Here is a 25,567-nt window from a genome sequence, read left to right on the forward strand (position 1 = left end):
TTCATCATTCTATCACTGGAGGACCTCTTTTCGCTATAAGCGTTCTAATTCCACCAGCAGAGCTGGTGGTTTTTTGCGCTGAAGCTACAACAAAAAACGGGCAGGCGCAAGCCTGTCCGTTTTTTCATGGGGTGCCGTTCCCGACAAGAGGGTAAAACGCAGAATGTAGGGGCGCGCATTGCGCTCCGTGCTTGCACCACCGCCCTTATAGATACCCGCGGACGGCCGATGGCCGCCCCTACCCATTCTACTCAAGCCCCCTACATTTTAAACCCCAAAATTTTTGCAAAGTCCGCTTGACAAAACTTGCAAAGTATACTATACTAAATTTGCAAAGTTAACTATGCATTATATGTTTGAGGAGGTCGGCTTTGAATACGAAAATAAAAGAGCTGCGCAAGGAGCACAAGCTCTCGCAGGAAGAACTGGCACTGGCCGTAGGCACCACCCGCCAGACCATCACCTCCATCGAGGTGGGGAAATATACCGCATCCCTCGTGCTGGCCTACAGAATCGCTCACTATTTCGGCTTGACCATCGAAGAGGTTTTTGATTTTTCAGACGTGGAGGAATTATAACATGGAACAGTTCAAAAAATTACTGCGCACAAGAATCGCCGTCAATCTATTCGGCGGTTTATTTATTCTGGCCTGCGTCATCATCGGCGCAGTAACCGTATGGCCTGCCGCCACTAATTTTTCATCCTTCCATCTGGGCTTTCAGGTAGGGTTAACCACCGTGGTTGAGTTCTTCTTAATCTGGGGCTCTATAAAATATCTGCGGGTGCTTGGCAAGGAAGCGGAGCTCAAGAAGCTGTATTATGAAGAGAATGACGAGCGCACCCGCGCAATCAACGAAAAAACCGGCGGTAATGTGTTGAATGCCTGCTCGCTTATCATCTTAACCGCGGGCATTCTTGCAGGTTATTTTAACGCGGTTGTATTCTTCACCCTGGTTGCCTGCTGTGTATTTTTATCGGTAACCCATAAAATTTTATATATCTACTACTCAAAAAAGCTATAGGAGTGCACCGGATATGAAATGCTGTAATAGCAAACTCAACCCGCCGCTGAGAGCCGGCCTTGTACTGGGCAGCTTATTGCTGTTTACCCACCACTTGTATTTTGTACCCGAGATGCTAAAAGGCTTTTTGGCCGGGCTAGCATTTGTCGGATATATCCTTGGTATCTACGGCCTGCGGCACGACCTATCCAAGCTTACTGCATGGAAAAAGAGGCTTATTAAGAGAGCATGACACTCCATCTTCAGGCGGCTTTACGGGCTGCCCGCTTACAATCCCAACCAGCCAAAAACCGGGGCAGCTTTACAGGTCTGCCCCGGTTTTTCATTCAGGTACTATTTTATATACAGCTTCACAAACTCCACCGGGTGCATCGTCCTGGCCGCAACCTCCTCAACACTCATCCCCTGTGAAGCAAAGCGCTTGAACAGGCTCTCCATGCTCTCGCCCACCTCAATGATGTGCCCGTCAGGGTCGTAAAACCGCACCACGCGCTGCCCCCACGGGTACTCCTTGGCCTTGTGAACGTAAGCAATCTCGCCAAAGGTGTTCAGCCGCTCAATAAAGCTGTCGAAGTCTTCTTCGTCAAAATACAGCTCATGGTCGTTTCCCTTTGGGGTGATGGTAAGGCCCTCCACGCCCATTAGCCCGGCGTAATCCTCCTGTAGCGCAAACCTGCCGTTCATGGTAACGTTCTGCCCAAGGTCGAGGGTAACCTCTTGCCCCAGCACGTTTTCATAGAAAGCGCGCGCCGTCTTCATGTCCTTTACCGCAATCAGCGGAGCCACAAAATTCATGTTTATTCCTTCCTTTCCGGCATTTGTGCCGGAAAGCACAAATAGCCATAAAAAATAGCGATGCGGCTTTGCCGCAGGAGGAGTTGTACTCCGACAGCAATTTTCCATAGTTTGAAAATTTATTTTCAAACTTTTGTCCTTTCGCAGTTGTTACTTTGATAATATCACACACTCTGTGACATCTGTATGTCAGGTTCATTCATGGCTGCATTCTCTTTTGCTGTTCATAGCTTTTTAAACTCCTATTCGCACTTTTTCAACAGTAAATTAACATTATGTATCCTTGTATATCCAACAGGGTTATGTTAATATTGTAGGTATAGAATTATCTGGATGCAGATAAGGAGGCCCTTTGAATGTACGACAGCTACGAGAAAAATACCATACAAGACGAAACCCTGTCCTCCGGCGACAGCATGGCTGAGGCTGAAGTTAATGTGGATACCGCCTCCGCGTCCGAGCCCTCGGATGAGGAGCTTCGCGGCGGCAGCCAGCCTGTACCAGAGCCTGTAGATACCTCGGTGGAGGGGCTTCCGATGCCCGAAAGCACACCGAAGGAACAACCCTTCCCCGCAAACCCCGATGCCGCAGCCGCTCAGGCCGGTATGCCCGAAAGCGACGAAAAACCGGCCGTGGAGGAGAATACTCCCCCGCAGGCAGATATGCCAAAGCAGGAAAGCTTTACCGTCTGCCCGCGCTGCCGCAACACCGTCCCGAACCAGAACTTCTGCCTGGTGTGCGCGTTCAGCCTTCGCGGATTAGAACCTGCGCGCCCGCAGCCGAAACCGCCTGTAATACCCTACGGTATGCCGCCCGTTGCGGCCATGGGGCAGGCTGCTTATCAGCCCCCTGTTTACCGTCCGCAGCCGCCGGTAACACCGGCAGCCCCGCCCGTAACACCGCCTCCGGCACCACAGGTACCGCCTGCCGCCCCGATGAATCATCACTGGCAGCAGCCGGTTATGCCCCCCATGCCGCAGCAAGCGCCGCCTCCCCCGCCCCCACCGCCGCAAAACTATCAACCCGCCGGCACGGGGTATATTCCTCCCTCGGCACAACCCCCCTACGGTGTGCCCTATCGGTACCGCAAGCCCGAACAAAACGGGCATGGCCTGGCCATTGCGGGTATTATCCTCGGCGGCTTCGCGGCCCTGTGCATGGTGGTGGTTTTAATCTTTACCATCCTCATCTACTCCGATATCCGCAACGGCAATTACCAGAGCGAAAAGTCCTTCCCCGATTCCTACGGCAATTCCGATGAATTTATCCCGCCTTTTAACGACGGTGGTGACAGTAAGCAGAACAACGCACTGCCGCAGCACTTTGTGGGGGAAACGGTAAACAACAACGATATCGCCTACGATTTCAACTCCTCCCGCATTGAGCAGAAGGCAGGCACCAAGTATATCGTCATCGGCATCACGGTGCATAACAACTCCAGCGAGAGCTTCACGCTCACACCCAGTCTCTTCAGGCTGGAGGATGCCACCGGCGGCACCTACCAATACTACGGCAAGCCGGATTCCTTCCACAACCCGCTGGAACAGGCGGTGCTGATGCCGGGTGAGAAAACCACCAAGGACCTCACCTACATCTACACCGGCAACTCCGATTCCGACTATATCCCCCTGTATGTGATGGATAACAAGGGCAACGACCTGTTCTTTGTTTACATGCAGCTGTATAGCTAATTTAAGTAAAATTATATTCTCAATAGACTATAAAGGAGCAGCCGCGGCTGCTCCTTTTAAATATCCGTTATCCAACCAGAATCTTGCCCTCGGGAATCACCTCATGGCGGTTCTGCTGCTTAAACGCCAGCGCCAGCGGCAGCGAAACGGGGCCCACACGCCCAAGGAACATGGTCAGTATCATGGCAATCTTCGAGGCGGCACTCGCCTTGGGCGAGATACCCACCGAAAGCCCCACGGTACCAAACGCCGAGGTGGCCTCAAACAGCGCGTCGATGCTGTCCACCTTATCCGGCATGGTAAAGTAGATGATAAAGGTGGTTATCAGCACCACAACCCCTGCCAAAAAGAAGATAGCAAGCGCCTTGTAAACCGTCTGCCTGTCAATACGGCGCTTGGCAATCACGGTATCCTCCCGCCCGCGTACTACACTTGCCACGGTAAGCAGCAGCACCGTGAAGGTGGTTACCTTAATACCGCCGCCGGTAGAGCCCGGGCATGCACCTATGAACATCAGCAGCACCGTTAAAAGCTTAGAAACGCTGCCCATCACAGCATTATCAATCGAGTTAAACCCTGCGGTACGCGTTGTTACCGACTGAAAATAAGCGGCAATAAAACGCTGCGGCACCTCAAGCCCGCCCAATGTTTTGGGGTTGCCCCACTCCAGCAGCAAAAAGCCTATCATACCTGTTACAATCAGCGCCGCCGTTCCAAACAACACAATCTTGGTGTGTAGCATCAGCCTTCGGTTCTTTTTATACTGCGCAACATCCTTCCAAACCACAAAGCCAAGGCCGCCCAGTATAATCAGGCTGGAGATGATAATCAGCACATAGGGGTCGTTGTTGTAGTTGCAAAGGCTTACATAGGGGGCCTCCCGCCCCAGAATGTCAAAGCCCGCGTTGCAAAACGCCGAAACCGCCAGGAATACCGAAATCCATATCCCCTCCGCGCCGTAACGCGGGATAAAAGCAAACATCAGCAGCAGTGCGCCGGTTGCTTCGCACAAAAGCGAAACCTTCATAATGGTTTTCAGCAGCCTGGGGGTGTCCGGCAGCTCCATGGAACTGGTCGATTCCGATGCCAGATGCGCACCGCGCAGCCCCAGCTTGCGCCCGAGAACCACGTTAAAAAACGAGGTGATGGTTAATAAGCCCAACCCGCCTATCTGTATAAGCATCAGGATAATCGCCTGCCCGATGGGGTTGAACTTTTGGTAGGTATCGTATACCACAAGGCCGGTTACACAGGTGGCCGAAGTGGCTGTAAAGAATGCGTCCAGTATAGGCAAAAAGGTTCCGTCTTTTGAGCAAAAGGGCATCGTCAGCAAAAATCCGCCCACCACTATTACCAACACAAAGCTGATGCAGATGGTCTGTACCGGCTGCTGCACAAAATGGTGCCGCTTTTCGGTATGAAACACAAAATCCCTTCCCTTAAATAGTATTCGTCCCTGTCTCTTTTGTTTGTGCTAAAAGCTAAACTGTATTATATCAAACTGCATACGATATTGCAAACAGCACCCTGATCATTACCCAGTATATTGATTTAAAACATTATTACTGCATACACGATTATAGTGCCTGCTGCCTGAAGCATTTAGAAACGCTTAGGGCAGCATTTCAGATTTATTCAGCGGGCTTATTAAAACAAATACTCCTTGGCCTTTTGAATAAGCCGTTTGTCGTTCTCGTGGGTAACAATCTCCTCCGCTGATGAAAACGGCACCCACTGGATATCCATGATCTCCTTTTCCTGCTTATGCACCTCTCCGGGGAGTGCCTCGCCGATAAAGTAAACCACCTTCTTGCTCAGGTTGGGGTGCGGGCAGTACTGCACGCTTTCGCGAAAGCCGCTCTTCAGCTCTATATCCAGGCCTGTCTCTTCCTTCACCTCGCGCAGCGCGGTCTGCCGCTCGGTTTCGCCCTGCTCCACATGCCCCTTGGGGAACGACCAGTGCCCGCCTAAGCGGTGTTTAATCAGCAGCAGCTCGAAGGTATTGTTATGAATGCGGTACACCAGCGCACCGCATGATTTTTCATGTTTCATCTGGCAACATGTCCTTCCTTCCGGTGTTCTAACCTATAAAAACAGTGTGCTTACCAATTGTTCTATGTTGGGATAGACATTATTTTATCACAAGAATAGCACAAAGTCATCAACATCCTTGCAGGTTGCGTGTAATTTTATCGTTCCCCTGCTTGCGCCCTACATACCATGTGCTGACGCGAATGCGCGGTTGACAAAGAGAGGGTTTTGGTGTAACATAAATACTGCTTTTATGGGCACTTGCCTATTGCCGGGGGAATTTCCCGCATATAAAAAGTCATCTGTTTCCGTAGCTCAGCTGGATAGAGCGACCGCCTCCTAAGCGGTAGGTCGGGTGTTCGAATCACCTCGGGAACGCCAATAGCGATGATAAAAGGATTCGAACCGTCACAGTTCGAATCCTTTTATTCGTTTGCGCTTTGTGATATACTCAGTTGGAATTATTTATATAATCCGAGGGGTTGACAAACCAGAATTTGTGGGGGACTGCAATGATAGGGATATATGATTGCTTTGGTTATGGTGCAAGTTATGATGTGCCTTTTGAGGAAAGATATAAATTGATAAAAAAAGCTGGCTTTGATTGCGTAATGCTGTGGTGGAGTGACAAGTTCGGCAGAGGCATTGGTTATCAGAAAGATGTTCAATTTGCAAGAAATGCAGGATTGCATATAGAAAACATTCACACGCCAGTTCATGAACAAAACTGTTTGTCATTAGACAATTGGGATGGAGAAAGTGTCTTTCAAAGTTATTTGCAATGCGTAAAAGATTGCTTCGAAAACAATATTGCAACAATGGTTATTCATTTACCAGATGATGGGCATCCTATAAACAAATTAGGTATTAAAAGATTGGAAAATATTATTAGTGAGGCAGAAAGAAAGAATGTTCAAGTTGCTTTCGAAAATCTGAGTAATACTAATAATTTGGCGTTGATATTAGGTACATTCCAATCGAAAAATGTAGGATATTGTTATGATAGTTGTCATCACCAAAATTACGCCCCTAATGATGATTTGTTGAAACTATACGGGAATCGATTAATAGCTCTGCATTTACAAGATAATGGCGGAAAGCATAATCAACATCGGTTGCCCTTTGATGGCAGTATAGATTGGATTAGTGTCATGAGGAAAATAGCAATTACCGGATATCAAGGTGCTACATCCTTAGAGCCGATGAATTGGGATTATGAACATCTATCGATTCAGCAGTTTTTGAATTTGGCTTATCAAAAGGCAAAGAAAATAGACGAAATGAGAAAAATATAAACTTCTATTTGTCGGGGAAATTATAATCTTTATGTGCATAGCGCAACGCTGAATGCCTGAAGGCGAAAGCGATAACCGATCCATTGCCATAGATTTTATAGATAAACTCCTATAATAAAATAGTGTTGCTTAAACAGATATGAGAGGTCGTGATGCTATGAATAAGCCTAAAAGCCCCGCGGCGGTGCAGATTGTATTCTTCTCGGGAACCGGCGGAACCGAAAGGATTGCCCGCTGCTTTGAACAAGCCCTGAATTCCCGCAAAATTCAAACCGAGCTGTTGAATTTAGATTGCTCCTCGCCGGACTATTGCGGTGCGAATGCGTCAGCTAACAGCTCCGCCGAGCTGATAATCCTCCTCTTCGCCGTTCACGCGTTTGATGCCCCGCTGCCTGTTTACACCTGGCTCGAGCAGCTGCCCGCCTCGAAGAAGCGCGCAGTGGTGCTCTCGGTTTCGGGCGGCGGAGAGACCTGGCCAAACACCGGCTGCCGAAACGCCTGCTGTAAGGCACTAGAGGAAAAGGGGCTGACGGTGGTATATGACGGCATGCTGTGCATGCCCTCCAACTGGGTTACCCCGGTAAACGACCATCTCGCCATGCACCTGATTCAAGCGGTGCCCCGAAAGGTGGAACAGATTCTGAGCGATGTGCTTTCCGGCAGAAGCGTTCGTACATACAACAAAAAAAGCCCTCTTCGCGCCTGTATCACCAAAGCCGAAAAGCAAAATGCCAAGCGTTTTCCCGAATCAATTACCGTTGATGAAAGCTGCAAAGGCTGCGGCTGGTGCGCGGATCATTGCCCAACAAAGAATATCGAAATTCAAAACGGCAGGCCGGTTTTCAAGGATAGTTGTGTGATGTGCTTCCGCTGCATCTATGCCTGCCCCGTTCACGCCATGCATTCCACCAACTTCATGGTGCTCAAGGGCGGTTACGATCTGAATGCTGTTGAAAAGCGTATGCAGGGCGTGCCCCTGCAGCCCATTCAAGAGTGCTGCCGCGGGCTTGCGTGGAGCGCTGTAAGAAAATATCTATTAATAGACTAGATGATTTAAGCGACTAACTGCAATATTACAAAGCCGCCCTCCCCCACTCGGGAAAGGGCGGCTCATTATTTAGTTATACGTTCGCAACCTCAACCTCTTCCTCATACACCGTAATACGGTTGCGCCCGTCCTTCTTAGAGCGGTACAGCGCCTGATCGGCCCGTTTTACCGCTTCCTCTATGCTCATCTTTCCGCTCAGCTCGGCGATACCCACACTCACCGTCACGTTATAGCGGTCATCCTTCTCCTCGTTCTTAACAGCCTCCATAAACCGGGCAATAATCTGCTGCGCCGTTTCGGTGTCTGCCGTTAAGATGCCAAGGAATTCATCGCCGCCCCAGCGAACCGCTATGCCGTGCCCGTCTATCGTCTTGCGCAGCTCTTCGCCCACCATGCTTAAAACGGCGTTGCCGAACAGGTGCCCGTAGGTATCGTTTACGGTTTTAAAATGGTCGATATCAAACATAAACAGCGTCTTTTTCTGCTCGGGGCGCCTGCGAATAATTGACGGATACTGCTTGGTAAACAGCTTGCGGTTGAGCAGCCCGGTTAATTCGTCGGTGTTTTCCACCACAATCATCCGGCGGTTGTAGTTACAAAATACCCCCGTCGTCACCAGTATGCACACCGCGAGCGAAATAAGCATAAAGAGGATATTGCTCTTTAACCGCTTCTGGAACGAGCTGCTGATCGAGCTGGTCTCCTTCTCCAGCACCAGATACCAGCGCAGCGTTTTGTCATACTTGGTAATCAGGCACTTCCGCTCGGCGCCCGAGGTAAACCACTGCATCTTCGATTCCTCCGATTGGTCCATCGCAATCGCTTCGTCGATGCCGGTTCGTTTGGCAAGGTCCTCCCGGTTGATAAAGATATCGGTGTCGCCGGTAAAGGAGTTCTGCGAGCCGCCCTCGTTGATGATATAAACCGAAAGGCCGTAGTCCTTCTCATACGAGCGGATGGTCTTCTCCACAAAATCCACCTGCAGCCCCACCCCGATGATGCCCAAAAGGCTGCCGTCGTCGCCCTCTACGCGGAAGTTCACAAACACGGCAATATTATCGTTGTTTGCCTGATTGGTGTCGATCTCCAGATCGTATTCGTGCTTTGAATTGACAAAATTATAGTACCACACGTCATGCGGGTCGCTTTTTGAAACGGTCTTGTTCAAGCCGTCCTGATAATAATAGTTCCCGGATTTGGCCGAAACGCAGAACACCGTGGTGTAGTCGTACTTTGTCTGATAAGCCTTGAGGTAGTCGTACAACTGCTTCAGCCTTGCATCATCGGCGGTATTTTCCTGCACAAGCCACGCCTTTAAAAACTCGTCGTTTGCCATGGTTTTGGAAACCATCACCGGCTTTGACATCGAATTCTCGATATGCTTAGAAATATCCACATCGGCAAGGCTTAGCGTGTTCTCCAGATTGTTTTCCGCAAGGTTCTGATAGGTTTGCGTATCGGTGTACGCCATCCCTAAAAAACCCACCATAATGGAAAGGATAATAATCAGATTGCTGATGAGCAGCATATGCTTCTTCACTGTACAACCACACCTTCCCGGCGCTTGCGCCAAAAAGGCACAATCCACCGATGTCATCGCCATTATTCTTTTTTTGAATCTGCACCCATGATGTCTGTGCTAAAGGGGCGGTAAATCATCGTCAAACTCATTTTACAATAGCCGACTAAAAAATACAAAATATTTTTTGCTTTCAACTAAAAAAACCGCCTGGAAAGCGGTTTTTTGGTGTTTTGAATTGGAAAAAGATATAGTAGAATCATGAATACTAAATTAAAGGATCGGTTGCGAAATCCTGTTTTTGCATGAAGCAAGGCTTTTGCGTGAGTACACCATCAGCTGCATCTGCTTAAAGCTGTCGGGGCTCCCGTCATAGTCGCTCCAGGTTTTAAGCAGCTTCATCCCTCTCTGCGCAAGGATGTCCGCAAGCTCCTGCTTGTGATACAACCTTGTGCAGGAATGCGGGCAGATTTCGGCGGGCGGCTGTGCTACCTTGCCAAACGGCAGTTCAAACCCGCCGTACAGCATGCGCTTGCTTTCGCTGTTCCACGAAAACTCCGCCAGTGAAACCGAGCTGCTCCCAACCTCCCAGTGCCGCTTGGGAAAGCAGCTCTCGGCATGCTCGCGGTTGCAGATATCCATAAAGTGCTTGCCGCCGGGCTTGAGCGCCGCCGCTATCCGGTCAAAGATTTTTAAGTTTTCCTGCTCGTTTTCAAGGTAGCCGATGGCGCCGTCAGCCATATTCAGCACCACATCAAACTCCGCATCAAAGCGAATATCCCGTATATCCGAGCAGATAAACGTTGCCTCTACCCCTTCGCTTTTGGCGGTTTTTACGGCGTCGCTAATATAGTCGGGTGTGATATCCACCCCCACCACCCGAAACCCGCGCTTTGCCAAGGCAATGCTGTGCCTGCCAAACCCGCAGGCTAAATCCAGTATCCGCTCGGAGCCGTTCAGCCCCATCTCACGAACCAGAAAATCCACCTGTCGCCCGGTTTCCTCCACCCACGACATCTGCTTGATATCCAGCGTCCAGATGCGCTTGTACCAGTCGGGTTTTACCTCTTTCATGCTTTACACTTCTTTTCTGTTAGAATGCCTCCATTATAGAAAATCTGCCGCAGGAAGTAAAACGCCGTTTTCTCTGCTGACGAACCATATGGATTAAAAAGAGCACATTCGTTGTGTTTTTGAAGCTTACATCCATTTATTGTTGACAGTCCGGCAATTTTATCCTATACTATTGATTAAGGTGTGAGCAGATTTCACCAGTAATATCAGGTATAATCAGAGAGCCGGTTGCGGTAGGCAATCGACTTTTTTCTTTATAGAATAGAGTTTCCGTATGAAAGCGAGCAATTGAAGATGACTGACAGACCCGCACTAACCGTTACTCTTGACAGCGATACCTTCAAGGCATTTTACTACCTGAAAGAAGAACTGACAGCGTTCTGCCGTCAGGAGGGCTTGCAGGCTACGGGCAGTAAAGCAGCGCTTACACAGCGTATCTGCGTTTATTTAAGTGCCGGCAAAAAAGAGAGCGCCAAGGCGGAAAAACGATATGCCGCCGATATCGGCGAGCTTACCGCCGAGAGTATCATCGAGCCGAATATCGTCTGTTCCGAAAAGCACCGCGCCTTCTTTAAAAGGGAACTTGGCCGCCAGTTTTCATTCAATGTGCTGTTTCAGAACTGGCTGAAGGAAAACGCAGGCAAAACCTATGGCGACGCCCTTGAGGCATACCGAAAGATCCTTGCAGACAAAAAGGCCAACCCCACCAAGATTGATAAGCAGTTTGAATACAACACCTATATCCGCGATTTCTTCTCCGATAATCAGGGCAAAACCCTGCAGGACGCAATCCGGTGCTGGAACTATAAAAAGGCCCTGCCGGGGCACCACCGATATGAGCGTACCGACTTGGCGGCTCTTTACGAGGAGGTAAGCCTATGAGCTTTCTCACCTGCTATGAACAACGCCCCACCCTGCTTATGGAAGGAGCCCTGGGAGAACGGCTGAAAAGAGAATATCATCTTAAGCCCGATGAGAACGCGGCGCTTGCGGGCATACTCTATCAACAGGGCGGCAGGCAGGCCCTGCTTGAGCTTTGGAGCCAATACATTGCCTGCGCACGGCAATACAATCTGCCCTTTATCGCCACCACCCCCACCCGGCGCGCAAATAAGGCCCGTACGGCTCAAGGCGGGTTTGATGAATCGATTATTCTTGACAACACGGCGTTTTTGAAGGAAATCCGAGACCGTTCGGGCATTGAGATGTATGTTGGCGGGCTGATGGGCTGTAAGGGCGACGCCTACAAGGCCACCGAGGTGCTGCAGCCCGATGAGGCGTTTACATTCCACTCGTGGCAGGCCGGCCTGTTTTTACAGGCGGGGGCAGACTTTCTGTTTGCGGGAATCATGCCCGCTCTGCCCGAAGCCATCGGCATGGCGAAAGCAATGGAGCAAACCAGGCTTCCTTACATCATCAGCTTCATGCTGCGCGAAAACGGCAGGCTGATTGACGGCACAACCATCCACGACGCTGTTGCGGCGATTGACGGCAGTGTTGCGCAAAAGCCCGTCTGCTACATGGCCAACTGCGTTCATCCCAACATCCTCTATAAGGCGTTGAGCCGTGACTTTAACCGAACCGCGCTTGTGCGCGAACGCTTTCACGGCATACAGGCCAACACCGCCGACCTGCCCCCCGAGGCGCTGGATAACGCCGCCGAGTTAAAAACCTCCGACTGCATCGAGCTTGCACAATCTATCCGAAAGCTGTCGGAGCTGATCGATTTAAAGATTATCGGCGGCTGCTGCGGAACGGACGATACCCATATCCGCCGTATTGCGCAGGAGTTCGCCTCCCCAAAGCAGGTAGTTTGTTCTTCAACACCATAAATCTATTGATTAGGGGATGACATAATGAAATCGTTCACCGAGAAATCAAAAGCCGCCTACAATAAGATGGCGGCAGACTACGACAATAACTATGAAGGACGGTTTACACAGCCCTTTAAGGAGCATCTTTTACAGGTGATAGCACTGCGTGACGGCGACATGGTTTTAGACGTTGCCTGCGGAACCGGTTCGCTGCTTAGGATGCTGGCAGGCAAAGCGGATATCAGCGGCTTTGGCGCCGATCTCTCGGACGAGATGGTGCGCGTTGCGTCTAAGGCCAACCCGTCCATGACGTTTGTATCAGCCGGATGCGAGCATATCCCGCTAAAGGCCGGGCAGTTTGATATCATCACCGTCTGCTGCGCCTACCACCACTTTCCCGATGTTCAGGCCTTCGCCAAAGAGGCACAGCGCCTGCTAAAGCCCGGCGGCAGGCTGTACATCGCCGAGATTTACCTTCCCACCTTCTGCAGGGTTGTGCTAAACCCCTTTGTGCCGCTGCTGCCAGATGGGGATGTGCGGTTCTATTCCGCAAAGCAGATTCTCCGCAACTTTGAGCCGTTTGGCTTTAAGCGTGTTGACGTACAGATAGCCGAAAACAGGCAGATTATCTGCATGGAGAAAGAAGCCTGATGCTGTTTTCTAATTAAAACTTTATAAATTATCTTTGCATATCACTATAAGCCAGAGTTTATGCCCGATTGTTCAAGATATTCTAATAAGATAAGTATCAAGCACTTTCAGAGCAGGGGGATCTTAAACCTCCTGCTCTTTTTCAATTTTGTTCGTGTATTTTGTACATGTTCTGTGCCGATTTCTGCTTTTTTTGACAATTTTCTTTTTAAAATTCCAAACCCCTTGAATTTGAAATAAAAACCCTATACAATATAAACTGTTCGGCAGAAGTGCCGGGCTCCTCTGGAGAGTTCCATCATGGACGCCGAAGGTGTAAGTCGCTTTAGTGCCGCTGGCTTTAAAACGACGATCTCTCAGGCAAAAGGACAGAGCGGTTTATAGCTTATGTCTCTCTCTGGAAGTCGATAATTTATCGACTTTATTTTTTTTGTAAAGAGGGATAACGTAAAAAATGGAACAGCTGAACAACTTTCTAACATGGGCCGATGATCTGGTTTGGGGCATCCCCCTCATCTCACTGGTTTTACTGGTCGGCTTGCTGCTCACGGTACGCACCGGTTTTCTGCAGGTCATTCATCTGCCCAAGGCGCTACGCTTCATGGTGCAGAACGAGGAGGGCGGCAAGGGCGAGGTAACCAGCTTCGGTGCCCTTTGCACGGCGCTTTCGGCAACTATCGGTACGGGTAACATCGTTGGCGTAGCCACTGCAATCGTTGCCGGTGGGCCGGGCGCGTTGTTCTGGATGTGGCTTGCCGCCTTTTTAGGCATGGCAACAAAATACGCGGAGGGCTTTCTCGCCGTAAAATACCGCCATATAGAGGAAGACGGCCATGTGCTGGGCGGGCCGTTTTACTATATCGAAAAAGGCATGGGCCCCAAGTGGAAGTGGCTTGCCAAGCTCTTCGCCTTTTTAGGCATGGTGGTGGGTATGATGGGGATCGGTACCTTCACACAGGTAAACGGCATCACCACCGCAGCCAACAGCTTTTTCGACCCGAATAATCAGTTTGCCGTTACACTGTTCGGCAAGCCCTATTCCTGGAGCGTGATCATTACCGGGCTGATTGTCGCGGTCTGCGCCGGGCTGGTAATCATCGGCGGGCTTAAACGCATCGCCAAGGTTGCCGAGTTTGTGGTGCCGTTCATGGCAATTCTTTATGTAGGTGTCTGCTTGATTCTGCTCATCTGCAACTACAAGGCCATTCCCGGGGCAATCTCAGAGGTTATTGCCGGAGCGTTCGGGCTTCGTGCCGCGGCGGGCGGAGCATTGGGTGCGATGATTGTCGCCATGCAAAAGGGTATCGCGCGCGGCATCTTCTCCAACGAATCGGGCCTCGGCAGCGCGCCGATTGCGGCCGCGGCAGCCAAAACCAATTCTCCGGTTCGTCAGGGCCTGGTTTCGATGACCGGCACCTTTATCGATACCATCATCATCTGCACCATGACCGGCCTGTGCATTGTCATCACGGGTGCCTGGAACATCGGGCTGGAGGGGGTTAACGTAACCACCCGCGCCTTTCAGCAGGGGTTGCCGTTTGCGCCGGAAGTATCCTCCTTCCTGCTTATGCTAAGCCTTGTTTTCTTTGCATTTACCACCATCCTCGGGTGGGATTATTACAGCGAACGCTGCATTGAATACCTTGCGCGCGGTAAACGCACGCCGGTAATTATCTACCGCTGGCTGTATATCCTTGCGGTTTTCATCGGGCCGTACATGACGGTAAAGGCCGTATGGAACATCGCCGACATCTTTAACGGTATGATGGCCTTCCCCAACCTGGTAGCACTCTTCGTGCTGAGCGGCGTGGTGGCGCGCGAGACCAAGGCGTACTTTAAGTCCCCCGGCCTCTAACCCACAATAAACAGGCATAAACTTACGGGCACCTGCACAGGTGCCCATTTTTTCTAACTATTTGTATTTTTTACTCTTGACAGCATAGGTTTACTCTGATAAACTTATCTTGCAGGTTTATTGAAGTAAACCTATCATCTCTTTGGCGGAATGATTCGTGTGAAGGTTGTTTCGCCCGATTATTCTTATCGCCGCCTTGGGCGGCGGAATGGAGTTTATATGGAACCGTTCAAGCTGTTTGAAGCGGAGCTGCGATTTTTAGACATCATCTGGGGCGTCGAGCCTGTCAACTCCACCGAGCTTTGCAAGCTGTGCGATCAAAAGCTAGGGTGGAAGAAGCCCACCACCTACACCATGATTCGCAAGCTGTGCGAGCGCGGCATTTTAAAAAACGAAAACGCCACCGTTACCGCACTTGTAAAGCGCGAGGAGGTGCAGCGCTATGAAAGCGAAGCGCTGGTGGAAAAGTCCTTCGACGGTTCCCTTCCCGCCTTTGTGGCGGCTTTCTTAAAGGATAAACGCCTTACCAAGGAGGAGGCCGCCAAGCTTCGCCGCATGATCGAGGAGGCCGAAGAATGACAGCACTATTCAACACCGTTTTATCCATGAGCCTAACCGCCGGCTATGCGGCATTTGGGGTGCTGCTCATTCGGCTGCTGCTTAAAAAAGCGCCCAAGGTATTCTCCTATGCGCTGTGGGCGGTGGTCTGGTTTCGGCTTGTCTGCCCCGTTAGCTTTGAAAGCATGTTCAGCCTGATTCCGTCCGGTATTCCTAAGGCTTCGCAGGCCATATCGAAGCCCTCGTTCATCAACAGTACGGTAATCAACCCTGCTCTCTCTACCGAATTGGTGTATCAGCAAACCTTTTCACCGCAGTTTTCCCCTATTATGCATACCCCACCCACCTGGCGCGAGGTTCTTGCGGTGGTTTGGCTTGCAGGCGTTTTTCTGCTGCTGTGCTACTCGGCTGTAAGCTATCTGCGCCTAAGGCACCGTCTCGCAACCGCCGTACGGGTGCGGGATAATCTCTATGAAACCGACCGCATCCAAACCGCCTTTGTGATGGGCTTTATCAGGCCGAAAATCTATCTGCCCGCCGGCGTTTCGCCTAATGAGCTTGATTATATCCTGAAGCATGAAAAGGTGCACCTCAAACGGGTAGACCATCTCATCAAGCCAATAGCCTTTCTCGCCGTCTGCGTGCACTGGTTCAACCCGCTCGTGTGGGTATGCTGGTACCTGATGTGCAGGGACATGGAGATGTCCTGCGACGAAAGCGTCATCAAGCGTCTTGGCGGCGACATAAAAAAGGATTACTCCGGCTCGCTGCTCACCTTCTCCGAGCGTCAAAGCGGCCTGTTTACCCCCCTGGCCTTCGGCGAAACCGGCGTAAAAGCGCGCATCAAGAATATTCTCAGCTACAAAAAGCCCGCCTTCTGGGTGCTGATTCTCTGCGTTGCGGCGGTGGCAGCTGTCACTGTGGGCTTTATGGCAAACCCACGCACGGCATTCGATCTTGAAAAGGCGGAAGCCTCTGCCAAGCAGTTCACTACGCAGGAAACTGACCTTGTGAAGATTGGCGAGCAGGCGGCAATGCATTATTACAGTGCCTTCATGGGCGAAAACATACCGGAGGAGCACCGTATCACGGAGCTCTCGGTTACCAATGTCAGACTGGTAGCCGGGGATGCCGCGGAGTTCTGCGTAAGCATAAATATCGACTTCACTACCCCCACCGCCCAAACCTATTTCACCCGCTCTAACGGCAAATCCGAGCCCGCCAAAGACGGCAAGGGTGTGCGGTGTTACGATCGTTATATGGAGTTCCGAGTGAAAAGTCTCGGCAATAGCGACTACCTGATTACAGAAGTCGGCACTGGCGGGGCGGCCTATGGGCTGGCGCCCGTTGCGGATAACAACGAAGGGATTGAGCAGCAATCCGGCACAGACAATAACCAAAACCCGCTCACCACCGCCTACCTGTTTGACACTAAAAACCCTCAGTATGATGCCAACGGCTCACCCATCCCTCTGGCTCAGTACAACTTAAGTAAAGAGGATAGCGACGGGCTTTATGCGCTGATGGGCAATAAAGAGGATTGGGAAGCCCTGCCCGAGGGGGAATATCCAAGCCTGAACCTGCCGCGGGATATCAGCCTGCAGGGCACGGTTATGGCAGGGCCGGTCTATGAGATATTCGGTGATGTAAACGGTAAAACCCTTATCACGTTTACCAAAAGCCTGCTCCTTTCCAAGATGCCGTCAGAGTATTACGCACCAAAAGAGGTATATAGCAAGATTAAAGAGTATCTTCAAAAGCTTACGCCTGTACAACCCCAATCCAAGTCAGAAATCATAGAGCAGCTTGAACAAGAGATTGCCGATGTAGAGGTTTCTTTATCCGCCCGCTCGAAGGAACTTACCAACACACAACGTAAGTTACAAGAGGTTCAGACTGAACAGAATAAAGCCTCTTCACAGAACGAAACAATCATAACCGAGCTTCAGAAGGAACAGTCCCGTCTTGTAAAGGAAATAAAAGATCTTCAGAGCAAGATAGAAAACAAGAAAAAGGACTTAGCGCGCGCAAAGCAGGATAAATCATTGGAGGATATCGCCGCAAACCAATCAAAGTAGAACCAATAATCCATAACCAACAAAAAGCTCAGCCCCCATCGTAAAAGATGGGGGCTGAGTGTATTGTATTCAGTCTATTCCAGCACCAGCGCGCGCATGGGGCAGAAGTTCACACATTTGCCGCACTTGATGCACTTCTCTGCGTTTACATCGGGTGCCGCCATGCCCTTCTGCGTCAGCGCCCCTACCGGGCAAACGCGCACCGAGGGGCAGGGATGGTTCTGCGGGCAGCGCGCCGCCTTTACCACCAGTGTCTTGTCTGTTTTGTTCTCGGTACCCTTGCTGGTGCCGAAAAAATTCGAAAAAGCACTCATTTTATTGTTCTCCTTTATACTAATAGGTTTTTTAGAATAAGGGCCGGTATAGAATATAACACAGCCGCCCAACATTCTCGGTGACAAAATCACCTTTACAAAAGAAAAGACGCCCTAAACAGAGCATCTATGCGTCCCCTAGAAAGGCCTTATCGGAGAATGTGATTGTGCAGCAGCTTTAGCCGTTTAAATCTGCAACCGTTGGAACAGTTCGTACTAAATCTTTGGTACAGCGCAAGTTCATTTCAGCGGTACGATTCATCCGATATATAGTCGTAGGATATGTACGGAAACTAGAATGCAATCCTGTTATGACTTCCCATAAGGCCTATATACACTATATCAGCATAGTAGAAAACCGTCGGTGATAAAGTCACATAACCTCAAAAAAAGGCACCCGCAAACGCGAGCGCCTTTTTGGTGCCTGCTTGGATATTGGCAGGGCGGTGTATCCTGCATCTCAGGTACTTCATTAGAAGTGCGTCGGGAACCATTTCCGACCTCAATATCCAACCATAATATATTCATTTCACACCTACATTATACAATCAGCCCTACAAACTGTCAAGAGCACCCGGTAACAACCTTTTCAATCTTCCGGTAAACAATCGGCGTTCAATCTTTCCCTGACTTATATCAAATAGTGAAGCTACATAAAGGTAATTGTGGTCGATGTCAAGCTTTACAGCCAACAGAATATTTTTATCATATATCTTTACAAACTCTATGCTGTCCGGTTCATCTGAATTTGTTCCTACAAAATCAGGGCAGGAAATAATCTCTGGTATTTTAGATAAATACTGCATACATTCGGGATGACGTTTATAAATATGCACCTGTAAACCTTCTGATTGATAAATGCTTGTACAAGGTAAGTTGATATGAAGCAATTCATTATAGATTGATCTATATTGGCCTACTGCTTTCATTTTTTCAAGCGGAGCATTATCCATGCTGTCACATCCTTAATGTTGTCATCTTCCATGATACTACACTTATTTACATATAACAACACTAATCGGCACGGATATAAAGCGGGCAGGAAAAACCTGCCCGCTCAAGTTCAGCTTACAGCAGCCCCTCATTCACCGGCAGCTTCCTCAGCGATTCAAACCCTACCTCAAGGTCTGCGTCGGTGGGGATATAGTCGGTCATGCGGCCCTCGTTGTACTGCTGGTATGCGGTCATATCAAAGTAGCCGGTGCCGGTGAGGTTAAACAGGATAGTCTTGGCCTCGCCCGTCTCCTTGCACTTGAGCGCCTCGTCGATAGCCACACGAATGGCGTGGGAGCTTTCGGGCGCGGGCAGAATCTGCTCCACCCGAGAGAAAGTAATCGCCGCGTCAAACACCGAGGTCTGGCTTACGGCGCGCGCTTCCAGCATCCCGTCATGGTACAGCTTGCTTAAAATCGGCGACATGCCGTGGTAGCGCAGCCCGCCCGCGTGAATCGGCGAGGGCATAAAGTCGCTGCCCAAGGTGTACATCTTGGCAAGCGGGGTCATGCGGCCGGTATCGCAAAAGTCGTAGGCGTACTTGCCTCGGGTAAACGAGGGGCAGGAGGCAGGCTCCACCGCGATAAAGCGGATGTTGTTCTTGCCCTGCAGGCGCTCGCCCATGTATTCCGAGATAAACCCGCCAAGGTTGGAGCCGCCGCCCGCGCAGCCAATCATGATGTCGGGCTGCTCGCCTAAAAGCTCCATCGCCGCCTTGCATTCACTGCCGATAATGGCCTGATGCAGCAGCACCTGATCGAGCACCGAGCCGAGCACATAGCGGCTGTTTGGGGTGGTTACCGCCTTTTCCACCGCCTCCGAGATGGCGCAGCCAAGGCTGCCGCCCGTTTCGGGGTTCTCGGCAAGGATTTTGCGGCCTGCCTCGGTGGTGTCGCTGGGGCTGGGGATTACCTTGCCGCCGAATGTCTCGATAATCGCCTTGCGGTAGGGCTTCTGCTGGGAGCTTACCTTTACCATGTAAACGGTAAGCGGAATCTTAAAGTAAGCTGCTGCCATCGAAAGCGCGGTGCCCCACTGGCCCGCTCCGGTTTCGGTGGTCAGGCTGGTAATGCCCTGCTCCTTGGCGTAGTACACCTGCGCCACCGCCGAGTTAAGCTTGTGGCTGCCCGAGGTGTTGTTGCCTTCGAACTTGTAGTAGATCTTCGCGGGGGTGCCCAGTTCCTTCTCCAGGTTGTAGGCACGAATCAGCGGCGCGGGGCGGTAGGTGCGGTAGAACTCGCGCACCTGCTCGGGGATTTCGATGTACCGGTCGGTGGTGTTCATCTCCTGATTCACCAGCTCCTCGCAGAATACGGGCAGCAGGTCTTCCTTCACCGCGGGCTTCATCGTGCCCGGATGGATGAACGGGTCGTGCTGCTGCTTCATATCCGCGCGCATATTGTACCAATACTTCGGCATCTGCTCCTCGGTAAGATAGGTTCTGTACGGAATGTTTGCCATAATACTCTCGCTCCTTTTAATATATTTTTTTACAAAACAAAAAACTCCTGCCCCTGTAATAACAGGGACAAGAGTTATTATTTCTCCTGCGGTACCACCCACGTTGGCAAGGAATTGTTCATCCCATTGCCCGCTTTCTCCATGCACCATCATGCACGCTTCCTTTGTAACGGGTGAAGCTCCCGTTGGCTACTACTGAACAACATCATTACCATGATGTATGCCTTTCGGCCACCCTCATAAGTCCATTCGGTAAAGCAAACGGCACCGCATTCACACCAGGCAGCGGCTCTCTGTAACCATTAAAGGATTACCTACTCTTCTTACTCGTCGGTTTCATCGCTATTCATTTAGAACGATTGCTTAACCAGATAATAGCATACCTGCTCGCTCATGTCAATTACTTTATGAAAATATTATTGTAACGCTTTAAACTGTGTAAGCGCTCTGTACCCGCTATTCAATAAAACCGGAGCACCCATAAAGGCAGGTGCCCCGGCTATATCAATAATTCAAGGGCCGTTAAACGCTTACGGTATATAAATCACCTGAGAATCGGCCCACAGCAGCAGCGCCAGCCGCGGCCGTCCCAAGCCCAGCCGCATCGCCAGTTTCGGCAACGATTACAACACATCAGGTATACCTCCTTTCATTGAGATATGTACCCTGTATATAAAACCGTTGCAGTATATCATATTCATGCAAAGACTATTCCGTTCCTTTCACTCAAGCAGAGCCTGTGTTGTAAAGTTCCGGCGCGATAGAATCAGCCAAGGCTATACCATCAGCAGCAAAAAAGGTGAGGAATCCTCCTCACCTTAAAACACCATTCTATATCACTATGTTATCCGTTGCAAGAAAATGGGCTTTATTCTGCCGCCTGTGAATCCACCGCCAGCAGCAGCTCCCGCAGCACCTTGCAGGCCACCGCAGTGGAAACCCCGCTCTGGTCATACACCGGGCAGAGCTCGTTTACATCCATGCCCACGATGTTTAGCGGCGCAACCGCAAGTATCGCGCTTAGCAGCTGTGTAAAGCTCACCCCGCCCGCCTCGGGGGTTCCCGTGCCGGGGAAGACAGAAGGGTCAAGCACGTCTAAATCAATGGTCAGGTACACCGGCTTGCCCTTGAGCTTCTGCACCGTTTCGGTGAGCCCGGTGAAATCAAACCTCTGGGTAAAAACATGCTCCTTGCCCCACAGAAACTCCTCGCGGTCGCCCGAGCGGATGCCGAACTGGTAGATGGTGTCATCCCCCGTCAGCTCCCACACGCGGCGGATGACGCTCGCGTGGGAAAGGTCTTCTCCAAGATAGCCCTCCCGCAGGTCGGCGTGTGCGTCAAAATGAATGATGTGCAGCCCGGGGTATCTCTTCACCGCCGCGCGCACCGCACCGAGCGTTACCAAATGCTCGCCGCCGATCATACAGGGCAGCTTGCCGTCGCCCAGCACCTCGGCCGCATAACGCTCAATCTCCTCCAATGCCTTCGCGGGGCTGCCGAACGGAAGCTCCAAGTCGCCGCCGTCAAACACCGCTAGGTCGAGCAGGTCCTTGTCCTGATACGGGCTGTAGGTCTCTATCCCGAACGATTCGTTCCGCATGGCCGAGGAGGCAAACCGCGTGCCGGGGCGGTAGGAGGTGGTGGCGTCAAAGGGTGCTCCGAACAGCACAATCTTCGCCGCGTCATATTCGCTGTCGCAGCCTATAAAGGTGTGAACGTTTCTATTCCTCGTCACCGGCCAGCAGCTCCTTTACATAGGTGGGGATGGCAAAGCTCCCCGTGTGGATATCGGTATTGTAGTAGCGCATGGCAAGGCCGAGCGCGTTCCACCGGTCGGCATCCAAGTCCCTGATGGGGTCAAATTTCTTCGAGGCAAAGCCGAACAGCCAGTGCCCCGAGGGGTAGGTGGGGATATGCGCCTGATACACGCGGCAAACGGGGAAGAACTCCTTAATGCGCTTGTGCGCGCGCTTCATGCTCTTGGCATAGGTGCTGTAATAGGGGGTTTCGTGCTGATTCACCAGGATGCCGTCCTCGGTGAGCGCCTTAAAGCAGTTGCCGTAAAACTCGCGGGTAAACAAGCCCTCGCCGGGGCCGAACGGGTCGGTGGAGTCCACGATAATCAGGTCGTACTCGTTTTCCTTGCTGCGCACGAACTTTAAGCCGTCCTCAAACCGCAGCGATACGCGCGGGTCGTCCAGCTTGCAGGCGGTCTGCGGCAGCAGCTCGCGGCAAACGTTTACCACCTCTTCGTCAATCTCCACCATGTCAATATGCTCGATGGTGCTGTAGCGGGTAAGCTCGCGCACGGTACCGCCGTCGCCCGCGCCGATTACCAGCACGCGCCTGATGTTCGGGTTGGTGGCCATCGGCACATGCACAATCATCTCGTGGTAGATAAACTCGTCCTTCTCGGTGAGCATCATCAGCCCGTCAAGGGTGAAGAACCGCCCGAATTCGGGGGATTCAAATACATCAATGCGCTGAAACCGGCTCTGCTTCGAGCAGAGCTGCTTGTCTACCTTAATCGAAAAGCGCACATGCTCGCTGTGCTCCTCGGTATACCATAACTCCATGATGAACTGTCCTTTCTTTTTTGAGGATATATCTAAAAACGATACTATATGCAAAACGGTCACGATGTTTCCTGCGAGATGTCGGCACTCAAAGGCGGCAGGGAGGAATGTACGGGGACTTCGCCCCCGTACGGGTACCCTTACCTCCGTCCACCAAGGGTTTGGGTGCAGGGGAGGCCATCGGCCGTCCGCGGTATTTATATAGCGCTCGGTTAGTCCTCAGACGCGCAATGCGCGCCCCTACAGCGACTATCGCGTTTTCTTTGTAGGGGCGAACTGTGTTCGCCCGCATTCAAAACCAGCCCGACATATAATATCCACGGCAGACCACAGGGCTGACCTGCAGGGCGTCTCAGGCCGCGCGATTTCACACCGTCATAATATGCTCAATCTCCGCGTCCTGCGTGCCGGTTAAGAAGCAGCCCTTCGCCTTGGCATAGGCCACATACTCCACAATCTCACTCGTAATGCGTTCACCGGGGGCCAGCACCGGAATACCCGGCGGGTAGCTCATTACAAACTCGCCGCTGATAAGCCCCGCCGACTGCGCAATCGGCACCGGGCGCTTCTCGGCGTAAAAGGCGTCCTGCGGCGTCATCTCCACCAGCGGGTTAATATACTCATGGTCAAACAGCCCTATTTTATCCTTAGCGTATATGCGCTTGATCTCGGACAGCGCCGAAATCAGGCGCTCGAGCATCAGCTCGGTATCCCCCACCGAGATAATTGCCAGCATGTTGCCAAGGTCGCCGAACTCTATCTGTATGCCGTAATCGTCGCGCAGAATGTCGTACACCTCAATGCCCGCAAGGCCGATATCGCGCGTATGAACCGAAAGCTTGGTCACGTCAAAATCCGCCACCGCGGGGTGACGGGTAAGCTCGCGCGAAAAGGCATTATAGCCGCCGATCTTGTTGATCTCGGCACGCGCGTATTCGGCAAACCGCACCACCTTGTCAAAAATCTCTTTGCCGTGCAGCGCAAGATTGCGGCGTGAGATATCCAGCGACGAAAGCAGCAGATACGAGCCGCTGGTGGTCTGGGTGAGGTTGATAATCTGCCGCACATAGCCCTCGCTCATCGAGGGGCCGGTTAATAAAAACGAGCTCTGCGTCAGCGACCCGCCCGTTTTGTGCATGCTCACCGCCGCCATGTCCGCGCCCGCGGCCATCGCCGAAAGGGGCAGCCCCTCGCCGAAGTAGAAGTGGGTGCCGTGGGCCTCGTCTGCCAGCACCTTCATCCCCGCTTGGTGTGCAAGGCCTACAATCGCCTTTAAATCAGAGCACACGCCGTAGTAGGTGGGGTTGTTCACCAGCACCGCCTTTGCGTCGGGGTGCGCCTCGATGGCACGCTTTACATCCTCGGTGGTCATCCCTAGCGGGATGCCAAGGCTCTTTTCCACGCCGGGGTTCACATACACGGGCACAGCTCCGCACACCACCAGCGCGTTGATGGCGCTGCGGTGTACGTTTCGGGGCAGTATAATCTTTTCTCCGCGTTTGCAGCAGCTCATCACCATCGCCTGTACTGCGGAGGAGGTTCCGTTTACAATAAAGAACGCATGGCTTGCCCCAAACGCCTGGGCGGCAAGCTGCTCGGCCTGCCGTATCACCGAAACGGGGTGGCAAAGGTTATCCAGCGGCTTCATCGAGTTTACGTCCACCGAAAGGCAGTCCTTGCCCAAGAACTCGGTAAGCTCGGGGTTGCCGCGCCCCTGCTTGTGCCCCGGCACGTCAAACGGCACGATGCGCGCGGCACGGTAGGCCTTAAGCGCCTCAAAGATCGGTGCCCTGCTTTGATTTAATCCCGCCATGCGCTTAGTCCTTCCCCGTGGCGTAGATGTTGCTGCCGCTGAAGATCTCTATCATCTCCTTGCGCAGGCTGTCGGTAATAGCCAGGCGCTGCTTGGGGGGGAATTCGTATACATCGTTGTTAAACAGGTAGTTCTGCAGGTCGATCTCCTTAATCAGCATCTTGGTGTGAAAAAGGTTGGCCTGGTACACATTTATATCCACCGCGTCGTACTTTCTAAGGGTATCGTCCGCGATATAGTTTTGAATCGAATCCATCCGATGGTCCATGTAAAGCTTGTTGCCGTCCTCGTCGCGCGTAAAGCCGCGCACGCGGTAATCTATTGTAATAATGTCGGAATCAAAGCTGCCAATCAGGTAATCCAGCGCATTCAGCGGCGAAATCCGCCCGCAGGTGGAAACATCTATATCTACCCGAAAGGTAGCAATAGCGTTGCCGGGGTGGTATTCGGGGTAGGTGTGCACCGTCACATGGCTTTTATCCAGGTGCGCCACCACCGTTTCGCGCGTTTCAAGCACCGAAATCTCTCCGCGGTTGCAGGATTTATCAATTACCTCCGCAGGCAGCGCCTCCTCGGTAATTAAAAGGGTAACGCTTGCGCCCTGGGGGTCGTAATCCTGCTTCGAGATGTTGAGCACATGAGCCCCGATCATCTCGGTAACCGTGCAAAGAATCTTTGTAAGCCGCTCGGAGTTGTACTGCTCGTCGATGTAGGCAATATAGTCCTTTTGTTCCCGCTCACTTTTTGCATAGCACACATCGTAGATGTTAAAGCTAAGTGTTTTTGTGAGGTTGTTAAAGCCGTAAAGTTTCAGCTTGTTCTCCAACCCTGCCATCACAACCTTTCAATAAGTTCGTTATGTTCGTAAGTTTATTCAAACTCGAACATTACAATACAGTAAAAACTTGAATATGTCAATGAATTTTGTGAAATATCTTAATAATCTTATATTTGTTCACTTTAACTGCGGGCTTAACA

At 51.4% G+C, this 25,567-nt stretch carries 24 protein-coding genes, 1 tRNA gene, 1 riboswitch and 1 other annotated feature; of the genes, 13 read left to right on the forward strand and 12 right to left on the reverse strand.

Annotated elements, in window-relative coordinates; genetic code table 11:
• The first annotated feature begins 371 nt into the window (after positions 1–371).
• The 3 genes from BLR50_RS04115 to BLR50_RS04125 are packed head-to-tail and all read left to right on the forward strand — an operon-like array spanning position 372 to position 1,255.
• The gene (locus BLR50_RS04115) at positions 372–578 is read left to right on the forward strand and encodes a helix-turn-helix transcriptional regulator (protein ID WP_092638865.1); all 207 of its coding nucleotides are present in this window, start codon (positions 372–374) and stop codon (positions 576–578) included.
• A gap of 1 nt (position 579) precedes the next feature.
• Positions 580–1,023, forward strand: coding sequence for a hypothetical protein (locus tag BLR50_RS04120; protein WP_092638867.1), 444 nt, complete (start codon positions 580–582; stop codon positions 1,021–1,023).
• 13 nt (positions 1,024–1,036) lie between these two features.
• Positions 1,037–1,255, forward strand: coding sequence for a hypothetical protein (locus BLR50_RS04125; RefSeq protein ID WP_092638869.1), 219 nt, complete (start codon positions 1,037–1,039; stop codon positions 1,253–1,255).
• A gap of 101 nt (positions 1,256–1,356) precedes the next feature.
• Here the strand turns inward: BLR50_RS04125 and BLR50_RS04130 are convergent, their stop codons facing one another.
• On the reverse strand, positions 1,357–1,818 hold the full coding sequence (locus tag BLR50_RS04130; protein ID WP_092638871.1) for a VOC family protein: 462 nt from the start codon (positions 1,816–1,818) through the stop codon (positions 1,357–1,359).
• A 356-nt stretch (positions 1,819–2,174) separates the two neighbouring features.
• On the opposite strand from BLR50_RS04130, the gene BLR50_RS04135 reads away from it, so the two are divergent.
• Positions 2,175–3,509, forward strand: coding sequence for a DUF4190 domain-containing protein (locus BLR50_RS04135; RefSeq protein WP_092638873.1), 1,335 nt, complete (start codon positions 2,175–2,177; stop codon positions 3,507–3,509).
• Between the two features lie 67 nt (positions 3,510–3,576).
• Here the strand turns inward: BLR50_RS04135 and BLR50_RS04140 are convergent, their stop codons facing one another.
• Together BLR50_RS04140 and BLR50_RS04145 are read right to left on the reverse strand one after the other, a co-directional pair.
• Positions 3,577–4,935 carry a TrkH family potassium uptake protein gene (locus BLR50_RS04140; RefSeq protein WP_162840312.1) on the reverse strand — a complete coding sequence of 453 codons (1,359 nt, stop codon included), beginning with the start codon at positions 4,933–4,935 and terminating at the stop codon, positions 3,577–3,579.
• A 221-nt stretch (positions 4,936–5,156) separates the two neighbouring features.
• Entirely contained in the window at positions 5,157–5,561 is a 405-nt protein-coding gene (locus BLR50_RS04145) for a bis(5'-nucleosyl)-tetraphosphatase (protein ID WP_092638877.1), read from the reverse strand.
• Between the two features lie 283 nt (positions 5,562–5,844).
• On the opposite strand from BLR50_RS04145, the gene BLR50_RS04150 reads away from it, so the two are divergent.
• The 3 genes from BLR50_RS04150 (at position 5,845) to BLR50_RS04160 (ending at position 7,883) form a co-directional block, all read left to right on the forward strand.
• Positions 5,845–5,921 (forward strand) — tRNA-Arg (locus BLR50_RS04150).
• 131 nt (positions 5,922–6,052) lie between these two features.
• Complete coding sequence (locus tag BLR50_RS04155) at positions 6,053–6,835, forward strand: sugar phosphate isomerase/epimerase family protein (RefSeq protein WP_092638879.1); 783 nt, start codon at positions 6,053–6,055, stop codon at positions 6,833–6,835.
• A 157-nt stretch (positions 6,836–6,992) separates the two neighbouring features.
• Positions 6,993–7,883 (forward strand): EFR1 family ferrodoxin, encoded by an 891-nt coding sequence (locus tag BLR50_RS04160; RefSeq protein WP_092638881.1) that lies wholly within the window; start codon positions 6,993–6,995, stop codon positions 7,881–7,883.
• A gap of 73 nt (positions 7,884–7,956) precedes the next feature.
• On the opposite strand, the gene BLR50_RS04165 is transcribed toward BLR50_RS04160, so the two are convergent.
• Positions 7,957–9,423, reverse strand: a complete 1,467-nt coding sequence (locus BLR50_RS04165) for a sensor domain-containing diguanylate cyclase (RefSeq protein ID WP_162840313.1) — start codon at positions 9,421–9,423, stop codon at positions 7,957–7,959.
• 252 nt (positions 9,424–9,675) lie between these two features.
• Positions 9,676–10,476 (reverse strand): class I SAM-dependent methyltransferase, encoded by an 801-nt coding sequence (locus BLR50_RS04170; RefSeq protein ID WP_092638885.1) that lies wholly within the window; start codon positions 10,474–10,476, stop codon positions 9,676–9,678.
• Positions 10,477–10,770: 294 nt separating this feature from the next.
• Here BLR50_RS04170 and BLR50_RS04175 point away from each other — a divergent pair, with 294 nt between their 5' ends.
• The 6 genes from BLR50_RS04175 (at position 10,771) to BLR50_RS04200 (ending at position 17,432) form a co-directional block, all read left to right on the forward strand.
• Positions 10,771–11,358 carry a DUF6434 domain-containing protein gene (locus BLR50_RS04175; protein ID WP_092638887.1) on the forward strand — a complete coding sequence of 196 codons (588 nt, stop codon included), beginning with the start codon at positions 10,771–10,773 and terminating at the stop codon, positions 11,356–11,358.
• Positions 11,355–12,308 (forward strand): homocysteine S-methyltransferase family protein, encoded by a 954-nt coding sequence (locus tag BLR50_RS04180; RefSeq protein WP_092638889.1) that lies wholly within the window; start codon positions 11,355–11,357, stop codon positions 12,306–12,308. The genes BLR50_RS04175 and BLR50_RS04180 overlap by 4 nt, the downstream gene beginning before the upstream one ends.
• A gap of 24 nt (positions 12,309–12,332) precedes the next feature.
• Entirely contained in the window at positions 12,333–12,941 is a 609-nt protein-coding gene (locus tag BLR50_RS04185; RefSeq protein WP_092638891.1) for a class I SAM-dependent methyltransferase, read from the forward strand.
• 275 nt (positions 12,942–13,216) lie between these two features.
• Positions 13,217–13,323: riboswitch (glycine riboswitch) on the forward strand.
• Between the two features lie 72 nt (positions 13,324–13,395).
• Positions 13,396–14,796 (forward strand): alanine/glycine:cation symporter family protein, encoded by a 1,401-nt coding sequence (locus BLR50_RS04190; protein ID WP_092638893.1) that lies wholly within the window; start codon positions 13,396–13,398, stop codon positions 14,794–14,796.
• 219 nt (positions 14,797–15,015) lie between these two features.
• A complete protein-coding gene (locus BLR50_RS04195) occupies positions 15,016–15,375 on the forward strand; it encodes a BlaI/MecI/CopY family transcriptional regulator (protein ID WP_092638895.1) in 360 nt (119 codons plus the stop codon).
• Positions 15,372–17,432, forward strand: a complete 2,061-nt coding sequence (locus BLR50_RS04200; RefSeq protein WP_092638897.1) for a M56 family metallopeptidase — start codon at positions 15,372–15,374, stop codon at positions 17,430–17,432. The genes BLR50_RS04195 and BLR50_RS04200 overlap by 4 nt, the downstream gene beginning before the upstream one ends.
• Before the next feature lie 74 nt (positions 17,433–17,506).
• Here BLR50_RS04200 and BLR50_RS04205 read toward each other — a convergent pair whose 3' ends face one another.
• The 7 genes from BLR50_RS04205 to speD all read right to left on the reverse strand — a co-directional run bounded on the left by BLR50_RS04205 (position 17,507) and on the right by speD (position 25,427).
• Positions 17,507–17,746, reverse strand: a complete 240-nt coding sequence (locus BLR50_RS04205; RefSeq protein ID WP_092639021.1) for a 4Fe-4S binding protein — start codon at positions 17,744–17,746, stop codon at positions 17,507–17,509.
• A 554-nt stretch (positions 17,747–18,300) separates the two neighbouring features.
• Complete coding sequence (locus BLR50_RS04210; RefSeq protein ID WP_242871688.1) at positions 18,301–18,699, reverse strand: PBECR3 domain-containing polyvalent protein; 399 nt, start codon at positions 18,697–18,699, stop codon at positions 18,301–18,303.
• Between the two features lie 115 nt (positions 18,700–18,814).
• A complete protein-coding gene (locus BLR50_RS04215) occupies positions 18,815–20,200 on the reverse strand; it encodes a TrpB-like pyridoxal phosphate-dependent enzyme (RefSeq protein WP_092639025.1) in 1,386 nt (461 codons plus the stop codon).
• 60 nt (positions 20,201–20,260) lie between these two features.
• Positions 20,261–20,540: a binding site (T-box leader), on the reverse strand.
• Between the two features lie 528 nt (positions 20,541–21,068).
• On the reverse strand, positions 21,069–21,935 hold the full coding sequence (gene speB / locus BLR50_RS04220; protein WP_092638899.1) for an agmatinase: 867 nt from the start codon (positions 21,933–21,935) through the stop codon (positions 21,069–21,071).
• Entirely contained in the window at positions 21,922–22,776 is an 855-nt protein-coding gene (gene speE / locus BLR50_RS04225) for a polyamine aminopropyltransferase (RefSeq protein WP_092638901.1), read from the reverse strand. The genes speB and speE overlap by 14 nt, the downstream gene beginning before the upstream one ends.
• A gap of 367 nt (positions 22,777–23,143) precedes the next feature.
• On the reverse strand, positions 23,144–24,589 hold the full coding sequence (locus BLR50_RS04230) for an aminotransferase class I/II-fold pyridoxal phosphate-dependent enzyme (RefSeq protein ID WP_092638903.1): 1,446 nt from the start codon (positions 24,587–24,589) through the stop codon (positions 23,144–23,146).
• Positions 24,590–24,593: 4 nt separating this feature from the next.
• Positions 24,594–25,427 carry an adenosylmethionine decarboxylase gene (speD, locus tag BLR50_RS04235; protein WP_205408661.1) on the reverse strand — a complete coding sequence of 278 codons (834 nt, stop codon included), beginning with the start codon at positions 25,425–25,427 and terminating at the stop codon, positions 24,594–24,596.
• Positions 25,428–25,567: the final 140 nt, after the last annotated feature.

The organism is Acetanaerobacterium elongatum (assembly GCF_900103835.1).
Classification (GTDB): Bacteria; Bacillota; Clostridia; order Oscillospirales; family Ruminococcaceae; genus Acetanaerobacterium; species Acetanaerobacterium elongatum.